Annotated in this window: 12 protein-coding genes; 6 read left to right on the top strand and 6 right to left on the bottom strand. The window is 38.0% G+C overall.

The genetic code is table 11. From position 1 onward, the window contains the following. Positions 1–88 precede the first annotated feature (88 nt). The gene (locus FHT21_RS17960) at positions 89–2401 is read left to right on the top strand and encodes a TonB-dependent receptor (protein WP_167296121.1); all 2313 of its coding nucleotides are present in this window, start codon (positions 89–91) and stop codon (positions 2399–2401) included. Positions 2402–2546: 145 nt separating this feature from the next. Here FHT21_RS17960 and FHT21_RS17955 read toward each other — a convergent pair whose 3' ends face one another. The 3 genes from FHT21_RS17955 to FHT21_RS17945 all read right to left on the bottom strand — a co-directional run bounded on the left by FHT21_RS17955 (position 2547) and on the right by FHT21_RS17945 (position 5120). Further along, positions 2547–3626 (bottom strand): NADH:flavin oxidoreductase/NADH oxidase, encoded by a 1080-nt coding sequence (locus FHT21_RS17955; RefSeq protein ID WP_167296120.1) that lies wholly within the window; start codon positions 3624–3626, stop codon positions 2547–2549. Between the two features lie 106 nt (positions 3627–3732). Continuing rightward, positions 3733–4722 (bottom strand): aldo/keto reductase, encoded by a 990-nt coding sequence (locus FHT21_RS17950; RefSeq protein WP_167296119.1) that lies wholly within the window; start codon positions 4720–4722, stop codon positions 3733–3735. A 2-nt stretch (positions 4723–4724) separates the two neighbouring features. After that, positions 4725–5120, bottom strand: coding sequence for a DoxX family protein (locus FHT21_RS17945; RefSeq protein WP_167296118.1), 396 nt, complete (start codon positions 5118–5120; stop codon positions 4725–4727). Positions 5121–5332: 212 nt separating this feature from the next. Here FHT21_RS17945 and FHT21_RS17940 point away from each other — a divergent pair, with 212 nt between their 5' ends. From FHT21_RS17940 to FHT21_RS17920, 5 genes are all read left to right on the top strand, one after another. Further along, a complete protein-coding gene (locus FHT21_RS17940) occupies positions 5333–6160 on the top strand; it encodes an ABC transporter ATP-binding protein (protein ID WP_167296117.1) in 828 nt (275 codons plus the stop codon). Positions 6161–6163: 3 nt separating this feature from the next. Then, on the top strand, positions 6164–6967 hold the full coding sequence (locus tag FHT21_RS17935; protein WP_167296116.1) for a hypothetical protein: 804 nt from the start codon (positions 6164–6166) through the stop codon (positions 6965–6967). 15 nt (positions 6968–6982) lie between these two features. Then, positions 6983–7357: a GntR family transcriptional regulator gene (locus tag FHT21_RS17930; RefSeq protein WP_167296115.1), complete on the top strand. Its 375-nt coding sequence runs from the start codon at positions 6983–6985 to the stop codon at positions 7355–7357. Between the two features lie 4 nt (positions 7358–7361). Continuing rightward, a complete protein-coding gene (locus FHT21_RS17925) occupies positions 7362–8204 on the top strand; it encodes a DUF2807 domain-containing protein (protein ID WP_167296114.1) in 843 nt (280 codons plus the stop codon). A 127-nt stretch (positions 8205–8331) separates the two neighbouring features. Next, the gene (locus FHT21_RS17920) at positions 8332–9318 is read left to right on the top strand and encodes an alpha/beta hydrolase (RefSeq protein WP_167296113.1); all 987 of its coding nucleotides are present in this window, start codon (positions 8332–8334) and stop codon (positions 9316–9318) included. A 32-nt stretch (positions 9319–9350) separates the two neighbouring features. Here FHT21_RS17920 and FHT21_RS17915 read toward each other — a convergent pair whose 3' ends face one another. From FHT21_RS17915 to FHT21_RS17905, 3 genes are read right to left on the bottom strand one after another with little or no spacing between them, the layout of a single operon-like run. Continuing rightward, positions 9351–10241, bottom strand: a complete 891-nt coding sequence (locus FHT21_RS17915) for a DUF6263 family protein (RefSeq protein WP_167296112.1) — start codon at positions 10239–10241, stop codon at positions 9351–9353. A 17-nt stretch (positions 10242–10258) separates the two neighbouring features. Next, on the bottom strand, positions 10259–11032 hold the full coding sequence (locus FHT21_RS17910; protein WP_167296111.1) for a M90 family metallopeptidase: 774 nt from the start codon (positions 11030–11032) through the stop codon (positions 10259–10261). An 8-nt stretch (positions 11033–11040) separates the two neighbouring features. Next, positions 11041–12078, bottom strand: coding sequence for a Gfo/Idh/MocA family oxidoreductase (locus FHT21_RS17905; RefSeq protein ID WP_167296110.1), 1038 nt, complete (start codon positions 12076–12078; stop codon positions 11041–11043). Positions 12079–12114: the final 36 nt, after the last annotated feature.

The raw sequence follows: 12114 nt of genomic DNA, 5'->3' as shown, positions 1-12114 counted from the left end.
CTTAATCAAATTATTTATATGAGAAACTAAAACTAGCATCATTATGCTATTGCTTTGGTTTTTCAATCATTTTTATTTACTACAACACATGAAAAAATTACAGCTTATTGGCTTAGTAATTCTATATACATTATTAAGCAGCACCGTTTTTGCTGCCGCTTTAAAGAATATAACAGGTAAGGTTATTGATGCAAGCACCAAACAAACGTTGCCAGGTGCAACCATTTTTATTCCTGACTTAAAAGTTTCGGCAGTAACCAACAATGACGGAGAATTTACGTTGAATAACCTTCCTTCAAAAGGAAGTTATCTGGTTGAGGTACATTATGTAGGCTATAAAACAGCTACACAGGTGGTAAACTTTGCCAGCGCAGCTGGATTAGCGTTTTCTTTACAACCTACTGCAATAGAAACAAAGGAGATTGTAATTACCGGAAGTTTGATCAGCAGTACCAGCAAAAGAAATAGTGCTTCTTCTGCTGTAATTGGCAAGGATCAGCTTTTACAGCCTTCAACCAATTTAATTGATGCGTTAACTAAAATACCCGGTGTATCACAAATTACTACTGGCCCATCTATTTCCAAGCCTGTAATCAGAGGCTTGGGCTATAACAGAATTGTAACTTTAGATGATGGTATAAAACAACAAGGCCAGCAATGGGGCGATGAGCACGGTATTGAAATTGATCAGTTTAAATCAGACCGCGTTGAAGTTTTACGTGGCGCAGCATCGTTAATGTACGGTTCTGATGCACTAGGTGGAGTAATTAATCTATTAGAGCCAAGTACCGCACCCGAAGGGCAGATTAAAGGTGAATTTATTACCAATTACTCTACCAATAATGGCCTTACTGCTAACTCGTTAATGTTAAATGGTAACGAAAACGGGTTTGTTTGGAGAGCCCGTGGAACGTATAAAAATGCTTACTCTTTTAAAACACCAACAGGTTACTTCCCTAATTCGGGCTTTAACGAAACCGATTTAAGTGGTATGGTAGGTTTAAATAAAAGCTGGGGTTATACCCACTTAAATGTTTCGAACTTTCATAACAATATTGGCTTTTATGAGCCGACTTTAGACGACAATGGAAATTTTGTGAAAGAAGACGGTAGTGCTTTTACCAACGATGATTATAAAAACCGTACTTTAGAATACCCTCGCCAAGATATCCGACACTTTAAAATCGCCTTAAATAACAATTTCATTATTGGTAACGGTAATTTGAAAGCTGATTTTGGTTATCAACAAAACCAACGTCGTGAATTAGATGGACCAGATCCTGCCCTATTCTTCGACCTTAAAACTTACAACGCAGATCTGAAATATTATATCCACGAAACCAATGGATGGCAGCCCGTTTTTGGTGTAAGTGTAGATGATGCACATAGCCAAAATAAAGGAACAGAATTTTTAATTCCAGCTTATGATACTTTTGGTTTAGGTGCTTTTGCTTATGCAAAGAAAAATTGGGAAAATAGCACCTTTAGCATTGGTGCCCGTTACGATTTTAGAAAAAACAACGGAAAACAATTGTTTGATGATGGAGAAGAGCTTTTTGCACCTTTCAAAAATAAGTTTTCAAATGTAAGTGGCGCATTGGGTTTTACCCATCAGTTTAATGATGAGCTGAATTTTAAAGCCAATGCAGGTTCTGCATTCCGTGCGCCAAACCCAGCAGAGCTAGGCTCGAACGGTGTACATGAAGGTACATTTAGATACGAAATCGGTAACTCAGGTTTAAGTCCTGAGCGCAGTTACCAGGTTGATGCTGCTTTGGAATACGAAGGAAAAATTGTAAGTGCAAGTGCAAGTATTTACAACAATTACATCCACAATTATATTTATGCCTCCAACAATGGCGAACAAAGAGTAGCTGACGGTACACTTTATGATGTTTACCGTTACGGACAGGTAAACGCGAATCTTTACGGTGCTGAAGCAAGCTTAACCATCCACCCTGTTCCGTTTATCCACTTCGAAAATACATTTGGATACGTTCATGCACAGAACAATACGTTAAACAGACCGCTTTCATTTATTCCTGCCGGAACATTGAGAAATGAATTACGTTTCGAACCTAAACTTAAAGGCACAAATGATGCATATCTTTCTGTGGGTATCAACTCGGCATTTAAACAAACCCGTGTAGATGATGTTTTTGAAACGCCAACCAGTGGTTATACTTTGTTAAACGCAGGCATCGGTGCTACATTTAATTTAGGCAAACAGCCAATTAAACTATCTGTTTCGGCCAATAACCTGTTAGATCAGAAATATTATGATGCTTTAAGCAGATTTAAACCAGGCCGTTTTGATCAGGAAAATCCTAATTTAGGTGTTTATAATACCGGCAGAAATATCACTTTCGGATTGTATGTTCCTTTTACACTGGTAAAATAACAAACAATAGAAAAAAACCGGGGCATCCACTTATATCGGGTTTAGGTGGATAGGATTGAGGTTCTATGTGCCAGCCACATCATAATTGATTTAAAAGGGAAAAAGCCAACAAATGTCGGCTTTTTCCCTTTTTTGGAACCTATGATCATTTCTTAAACGTAACCCTCTTAGCCCTAACATACTGATTTGGCCATTCGGTATCATCGCCAAGCACTTGCGCTGCATGCGTAGGGAAATAAGCATCACGTAACGATTCGCGGGCAATAAAAATCAAATCAGCTTTGCCCTGCTCTAAAATTTCTTCTGCCTGCTGCGCCTCAACAATTACACCTACTGCACCTGTATAAATCCCAATTTCATTTCTAATCTTATCAGCAAAAGGAACCTGATAGTTTGGTCCTGCAGGAATAAAAGCATCAGGTACATTTCCTCCCGATGAGGTATCAATTAAATCTACACCACGATCTTTTAACACAGCCACTAATTGTAATGAATCGTTCTCGCTCCAACCGCCTTCCGTCCAGTCCGTTGCAGAAATGCGAACAAACAAAGGCAAGTTCTCTGGCCATACCGATTGTACGGCTTCAACCACATCGATTACCAAACGAATCCGGTTTTCGAAACTTCCACCATAAACATCTGTACGTTTATTGCTCAATGGACTAAAAAACTGATGTAGTAAATAACCGTGTGCAGCATGTATTTCTACTACTTTATAGCCAGCATCAAGGGCCCGTTTTGCCGCCGCTCTGAAAGCAAAAACAATATCCTGAATTTCTGAAATCGTTAATTCATGTGGTTCAACCTGTCCTGGCTTAAAAGAAATTGGAGATGGCGCAACTGGCTTCCAGCTATTTTCACCTCCAGCTAATTGCTCACCGCCATTCCAGGGCACCTCGCAACTGGCCTTTCTGCCTGCATGCGCCAGTTGGATGCCAGCGATAGCACCATTATTATGAATAAAAGAAACTATCTGTTTCAGTTTTTCTACATGTTCATCTTTCCAGATACCTAAATCAGCATAGGTAATTCTCCCATCGGCTGTTACTGCAGAAGCTTCCTGAATAATTAAACCTGCACCACCAACGGCACGGCTTCCTAAATGCACCAGGTGCCAATCGTTGGCAAAGCCATCAACAGCAGAATATTGGCACATGGGTGAAATAACAATTCTATTTTTTAAGGTTACATCCTTTATGGTAAAAGGAGAAAATAATTTAGACATATATTGTTTGTTTAACCGCGAAGAACACAAAGTTTTTTCGCAAAGAAATCGAACACTTTAACCGCTGTATTCTTTGTGTGTTCCTTCCTTTCTTTGCGGTTGAAGTTTAAAAACCAGCGTTCTTTAATTCGGTATTGATGAACTGAATTTCTTCAGCTTTTAATTTTACGTTTATGGCTTCTGCATTTTGTACAGCTTGTTTTTCATTCCTCGCACCTACCAAAGCAATGGTTATGCCTGGGCGTTCAACCGTCCAGCGTAACACCAATTGAGATAGAGTAGCATTTTTCTCGTCGGCCAACGGTTTTATTTTAGCCAAGAATGCATTTGTTTTTTCGATACTTTCTGGCGAGAAAAATTTATTCCCTTGACGGTGATCACCTTCTTCAAATTTATAATCGGCGGTCATTTTTCCGGTCAATAAACCGCGCTCCATCGGACTATAAGCTAAAACTGATTTATTTTTTTCGATGCAATATGGCACAATTTCCTCCTCAACACCGCGGTTTACCATGCTAAATGGAATCTGGTTGGAAATAATTTCTAAAGTCTGATCTGCTTCTTTTAATTGTGCCACATTATAATTGCACACGCCTGCATAACGTACTTTACCCTGTTCAATTAACCTGCTCACGGCTTCGAAAGTTTCGTTTATCGGTGTTGTTGTATCTGGCCAGTGGATCTGGTAAAGATCTATGTAATCAGTACCCAGGCGTTTTAAAGATTGCTCACATTCATAAATCACGCTTTCTTTTCCGGCATATTTATAAATATCGATATCTTTTCCCTCGTTGTTTTTGCTCTTAAAGCCGAAATCGCCTTTGGCTAGGTCCCAGCGCATCCCGAATTTGGTTACCAGTTGTAATTTATCGCGCGAGATACCTTTTATTGCCTCCCCGACAATTTCTTCACTATCTCCCTGACCATAAATTGGTGCGGTATCAATTGAAGTAACCCCCAAATTGTAACCTGCTTTAATTGCGTTAATTGCATCGTTTCTATCTGTACTTCCCCACATCCATCCGCCGGCTGCCCAGGCACCAAAAGTGATTACTGAAAGTTCCAAATCTGAATTTCCAATTTTTCTGTATTCCATAATTATTTTTTAATGATTTTGTCAACCGCATAACTGTTATGCGACAGGTAAGCGAGTAGTACCGATAAAAATGCGACATGGATGAGTTGAGAAGGCAGCGCATCCCAATTTTCAATTACCGTTGTTCCGAAAATCAGTGCTAACGAAATCACTCCGGCAAATAATAAGCCTTGCCTAGTAAATAAGCCCAATATGATCATTAAGCCTGCTATAAATTCGGCAAACGGCAAAATATAACTAAAGGGAATAATCAATGTATCAGGTAAATATGATTTCGAAAATTGCCCAACCATCCAGCCACTAAAACCTGCAAGTTTTGGTAAACGCACCAAACCATGTCCGAAAAAACTCAATCCTATTGCCAAGCGACTAAGTAAATATGCCCATTTTGTATCCATACTATATCAATATACTACAAACATACAATCTCCACATTAAGGATGTTTTAATGCAACAATTATTAGACTGATATTTTACCTTCCCGTGGCGTAGCGCGATGGGTGTGAAAACGCTAACCCCTATTCGCTCAGCCCAAAACTTTTTTCAAAATAATTTGGAGATCATCAAACAACAACATACATTAGTGTATTATTTAACTAATACAGTAGATATGATAAATATTAACAATCTTAATTTTGGCTACAGCAAGCATAAGCCATTATTTAAAAATATGAGCATGCGGTTAAGCAATGGTCATATTTACGGTTTGCTTGGAAAAAATGGAGCCGGTAAATCGAGTCTATTAAAAAACCTGGCCGGTTTGGTATATGCACAGAGTGGCACATTAGAGGTGATGGGCTTTAACCCCGCCAAAAGACAACCTGCGCTTTTAGAGCAGATTTGTTTTATTCCAGAAGAATTTTATTTGCCTTCAGTAAAAATTGAAGCCTATTTAAAAGCAAACGCTCCATTTTACAAAAATTTCGACCATGATTATTTTACAGATCTGATTAAGGAATTTGATATTCCGGTTGAACAGAAACTCATTAACATGAGCTACGGGCAGAAGAAAAAAGTAATTATTGCTTTTGGCCTGGCTACACAGGCCAAACTGGTGATTATGGATGAGCCGACAAATGGATTGGATATTCCATCAAAGGCACAGTTCAGGAAAATTATGGCTTCAGCCATGACAGATGAACGTTGTATCATCATCTCTACGCACCAGGTTAGGGATTTGGACAATTTGATCGACACGGTGATTATGCTTGACGAAAATGACGTTGCGCTTAAAGCTTCAGTAGAAGAAATTACAGCAAAGTTAACCTTCAAGAAAGTCAAAGAAATCGATGATAGCATCATTTATGCAGAGGCATCACTTTCTGGTTATAATGCGGTAATGCCCAACTATCACCAGGAAGAAAGCAAATTAGATATGGAGCTTCTTTTCAATGCCATACTTGCAGAAAAAATCAAATTTAAACCTTTATTCAGTTAAGCGATGAACAACACATTTAATATCAATCGATTTGGCTTATTGCTTAAAAGACAGTGGCTGGAGTTTGGAAAAATTTATTTGATGAGTTTGATAGTGCTTACCGTAATTGTAGTGGGCTTCTATCTCTTTAACATCCCTCGTTTCAACCAATCAAATTTTGTATGGAATGATAACGGCCATGCTCAATTAGCCTTTCGTATGCCTGTTTTTCTTTCGATCGGTTTTTTGTTTTTAACAATTGAAGCCAGCACCTATTTTAGTGCGTTAGGGCAAAAACCGAAAGCAATTATGGAATTAATGACGCCAGCCTCTGTTACCGAGAAATTCTTTTGCGCAATCCTTTTCTCCGTAATTCTCAGCTTAGTAAGTTACCTACTTATTTTTTATATAGTTGATTCTATATTTCTTAACTATATCAACGAACTATGGAAAAATCAAAAAGCGCTCGATTATAACACCAATAAACTAACATTGGTGAGCTTTAGCTCTTTTTATGATGATTTAACCGTCGATAACAGGTCTAAATTCCTATTTGCTTTTCCACTTTTCTTCTCTAGCATTTTTCTTCTGGGATCCGTTTATTTTAATCGCTTTCATTACGTTAAAACCGCTCTATCCTTAACAGCCTTATTCACACTTGTGATCTTTTTAGGCTTTAAAACTGCGAAATGGTTACTGGAAGGTAAGTACAATACAGGCACAAATGAAAGAGACTTTGTATTCATAATACTATTTGTGGCTAGCATCTTAGTCACCTTATTTATCTGGATAATTACTTACGTCCGCTTAAAAGAAAAAGAAGTTTAATTAAAAGGTATAGATATGGAATTTAGAGATAACAAGGCGATATACCTTCAAATTGCAGAATACGTTTGTGAACATATTTTGCTCGGAAAATGGAAAGCCGATGAAAGAGTTCCTTCGGTGCGGGAACTGGCCGTAGAAATGGAAGTAAATCCTAATACGGTAATGCGCACCTACGAGCTGCTACAAAACAAGAACATCATCAACAATAAAAGAGGAATTGGTTTTTTTGTAGAGGAAGCGGCAATAGACAATGTAAGAAACTACCGCAAACAACAGTTTATAACAGATGAACTGCCAACCTTTTTCAGGAATATTTACCTGCTTAACATTGGTTTTGATGAACTGGAAAGCCAATACAAAATGTTTGTAAAAGAAAATTTTAACGCCTAAAAAAATGAAAACAAGCAATAAATTATTAATCACCCTTGCTGCACTGTTCATTATTGTTCCAATAATTGTTGTGGCCATAAATGCCAAAATAAATTATAAGCCATCAACTAGTGGTGGCTTTGTTGAAGAACAAGAAATAAACGCGGAGCCCTTTGATAAGGAAAGCCAAGGCAGAACTGCCGTACCTATAAAAAATCCGTTTACCAGTATTAACATTCCAGATGCTAGAGGTAATGCTCTGCAGATACATTTTATTAAAAGCGATGTATTCGGGGTAAAAGTACCTACTGAGATGAAAGACGCCATCAATTTTAGTGTAAACAATGTGGGCGTACTACAAATTTATTTTGATGATAAAGCACAGCCATCGCACCATCATAGATCAGATATAACAATACTGGTATATTGTCGGAATGTTGACGAACTCAATTTAACTAATTCTTCAGAGCTGATTTTAACAGCCAAAAGTGATTCTTTAAATATTAACATGAAAAATGCCGGCCAGCTCAGTTTTGGCTCGCCCATTACATTATTTACAAATAATGGAAAATCGAGCAAAGTAATTAATCAACCCGACATTAAACAGTTAAACATCAACCTGGATAGTACAACTTTTTATTCGGAAAACAACTCTTATAAAAAGTTAAATATAAGATGCAAGAATTCAACCGTTGATCTCGGAGGAGAAGAAGATAAAAGCAACATTGGCAATTTAACGATTAATACTTTCGAAAAATCGGAAATTAAGATTGACAAAGTTAATATCGATAAAATTTCTGGTAGTCTATCAGATGAAACAACCATTGCGATGCCCGTAAAATATTTGAAACAGATGCTCAAAGATTAATTCAAATCGCCATGGCACTTACATTTAATTGCTGATTATGTAAAAAGGGCATGATTTTTAAGCTAACTAATTGGCAAAAGTTTAACTTGGGCCAATTAGCTTTTTAGTTTTTACATCATTACCAATCATGAAGAGATATTTTCTTTTACTTGCCCTCAGCCTGTTCGTTTTTACCCTTGTACATGCACAAAAAATAGATACGCTATCTATCACCCTTGATAACGTTAAATACCCGTATCCCGTTAAATACTTTCCTATTAATACCGAAGGCCAGGATATTAAAATGGCTTATATGGATGTTGCACCAACCGCAGCAGCCAATGGAAAAACGGCAATCCTTTTCCATGGAAAAAATTTTGGAGGTTATTACTGGGGCAATGTAATTAAAGCCTTAACCAACATCGGTTACCGTGTAATCGTACCTGATCAAATTGGTTTTGGCAAATCATCTAAAGCATTTATCCATTACAGTTTCCACCAACTGGCTAGCTGGAATAAACGACTGCTAGATACCTTAGGCGTTCAAAAAACCGTGGTTTTAGGTCATAGTATGGGCGGTATGCTGGCTACACGTTTTGCTTTGATGTACCCGGAAACAACTGAAAAACTCTTGCTCGAAAATCCAATCGGACTGGAAGATTATAAAACTTTCATTCCTTATATCACTACTGCGCAACAGTATCAAACAGAACTTAAAACTACAGCTGAGAGCGTACGGAAGTATTACCAAGGCTCTTATTTTACGTATTGGAAGCCTGAATACGAATACCTAGTGGGCATTGCGGGAGGGGTAACCAATAGTTCCGACTACCCGCGCTGGGCTAAAGTAGCTGCACTAACTTATACCATGATTTATGAACAGCCTGTGGTATATGAATTTCAGAATTTAAAGGTCCCTACTGTTTTGTTTATTGGTAAGGAAGACAAAACCATTGTCGGCAAAGGCCTGCTTACGCCAGATCAACAGGCTTTACATGGGCAATATAAACTTTTAGGAAAGCAAACCGCAGCCAAAATTATTGGTGCTAAAATTATTGAGTTTGATGCTTGTGGCCACATTCCGCATATCGAAATTCCGACTGAATTTTTAGTGGCATTAACAGGTAGTTTGTAATGTAAATACTTTGAATGACGACAACACTAAATCTAATTAACCTCTTTCCCTACAATTTTATTAATGCCTTGCATTTCGAAATCTATGTCCTGCCCCATCGATTTCATTTTGCCGTAAAGTTCAACGCGCAAGTGGCTGTTCAATACTATGCCCGTTTTTAAATCGACAGCTGTTTCTCCGGAGTTTGTACCTTTTAAATCGGTTTCCATGTGATTGCCCATCACTTCAAAATTTCCTTTCGAAATTAAGCTTCCCTTTACACTCAAAATGGCAACACCATCCTTTACCTCTTTTAACGTGTATTGCGTAATCGTTTCAATGGGCATGCTCATTTGCATTTTGGTATCAACGGTCCAGCTATCGCCTATTTTAATCAATTTTTCGGGATAAATTTTAAAAGACGATTCCATGGTTTGTTTAACCATATCGGCACTAAATTGCTTTCCTAATGCACTTTTTATGGCCTTCAGCTTAACCGTATCGGTAGTCATTTTTGCCGCTACGCGATCTAGCATCATGTCAATGCCAGCTACGGTTTTAATTCCGCCGTTTGAAGCTACTGTCATATAAAAAGATGCGCCTTTAAAACCTGCAAACGGACCTTTTTTGGTACTGTCTGCCTCATCCGAATCCAGGTTCATGGTATTCCCCATTGCAGTCGATTTCATAAACAACCTGTTGTAGGTTACCTTTATATCTTTATCGCCATTGTGCCCTTCTGTGATATCAAAAGTATAATCGGTACCGATGGCTTGCGTTGAATTAATGCTCCTGCTACCAATTTTCTGCTTAATAAGCTGATCTGAAATAAACGAGAAGTTATACTTATTCCCTGTCGGGTAATTTTGCCTTAGCACATAGGTTTTCTGCGCAAAGGCGCTGATGGCGATCAAACTACAGATAACTGTTGCAAATATTTTCATTTGTTAATTTATCATTTTTAACCTGCAGGCTGTTGCGCAAAAATACGGCTTAACTGAAAGTACAATTCAGGGTGCTTATCTTTAAGCTGTTCAGGCTTTTCGAAAAAGTATTCTGAAACTACGGCAAAAAATTCGGCCTCATTCGTGATGGCATAAGGATTAATATCCGATTTATTTTCTTCAATCTTTTCAATTTCCTCACGCATCATTTTAATCCAGGGCAAAGTATATTCATGGGCCATTAAATTTTCGGGTACTCCATCTGTAGCACCGTCTGATTTATCTAAAAGGTGCACAAACTCGTGGATTGCGGTATTCTCTTTCCCTGCACTTTTAGAAAAACCATGGCGCAACGCCGATCGAGATAAAATCATTTGCCCGTTCATATAACCTGTACCCACCATACCCATAATGTTTCTTTCACCACCTTCAAACTGAAAATCCTTGTTAAAGGCATCGGGATATAACAAAACGCTGGTTAAGTTTTTGTATTGCCAATCGTCGAAACCAAAAATCGGGATCACAGCACTAGAGGCAATCAGCAGTTCATCCAGTGTGGTCATTTCTAGACCTACCGGCTCAATTTTAACCGTACTGAAAAATGCAGCTACTTTCTCTTCAAACCTCAGTTTATCTGTCGAATCCAGATTATGGTAATAGCCTACATAGTCGTCGAGTATTTTTTTATCAACATCGGTTAAAGGTTCTATCGCAACTTTCTTTTTCTTCAGGATTAAATAAAGGGCAATCAAAAAAATTGGAATCAGGTATACAAATGGGAGAGAATTCATGATCAGGCTTATGCGGTTATGGGGCTTTCTATAATTTCCATTTGTGTTAAAACATCTTCGCGGGTTACCGGATAAGGCCTATTGTTAACAATGCCTTGATAAACAGCTTCGAAAAGTGGCAGATAGCTACCTACTTCGGAAGGAATAATTTCCTCCGTTTTATTGCCATCTGCATCAATAGTAGTTAACACACCATCTTTGCTTTCAGATTCGATGCCATAAGCCGGATCGCTTAATTTCATACCCGCCAAAAGTTGCTCTTCCTGAATATCGGTTCTCTGTTTAATAAAACTTCCGTTCATGCCATGTAAAACAAATCCTGCCTGCGGGCTTACCACCAACATACTCGAAGTAACAAAAACATTCAAACTATCTGGATAACTTAGCTGGATCGAAAAGTAATCATCAACCAAAGTACCTACCCTATTTTTACCTAAAATTTTGTGGTAACTTAAAGGTTTGCCAAATAAACAGATCACCTGATCTAACAGATGTGGGCCTAAATCGTATAAAAGTCCACTAGCCTCTACCGGATTCTCTTTAAATACCTTTGGCCCGATTACATTGCGGTAACGATCGTAACGTAAATGAACCTCAATCAGCTTCCCCAGCTTACCACTTTCAATTACCTTTTTCACAGAGGTAAAGTCGCTGTCCCAACGGCGGTTCTGATAGAAAAAGATTTGCTTTCCTACACTATCGGCAAGTTCAAAAAGTTCTTTTGCTTGTGCAACCGTTGCCGTAAATGGTTTTTCAACCAGAATATGTTTATGTGCATTTAATGCAGCTTTCGAATGTTCATAATGCAGGTTATTTGGAGTATTAATTACCACTAACGCTATTTCCTCATCATTCAAGAGTTCATCAACACTATTATAACTTGTAATATTTGGATAATCATTCACTGCGTTTTTATGGCTGCGTTCTACTATTGCCTTTAAATTAAATCCGCTGTGCGCCTGTAAAAAAGGAGCATGAAAAACTTTCCCTGACATGCCATAAGCTAATAAACCCGCATTAATTGTTTTATTGATATTCGTATCCATAGGTTATAAATGTAGTTAAAAATACAATTACCAATC

The organism is Pedobacter sp. SG908 (assembly GCF_011759615.1).
GTDB classification, from domain to species: Bacteria; Bacteroidota; Bacteroidia; order Sphingobacteriales; family Sphingobacteriaceae; genus Pedobacter; species Pedobacter riviphilus.
The sequence above is the reverse complement of the archived record's forward strand: the minus strand, read 5'-3'. Positions and strand labels throughout refer to the sequence as shown.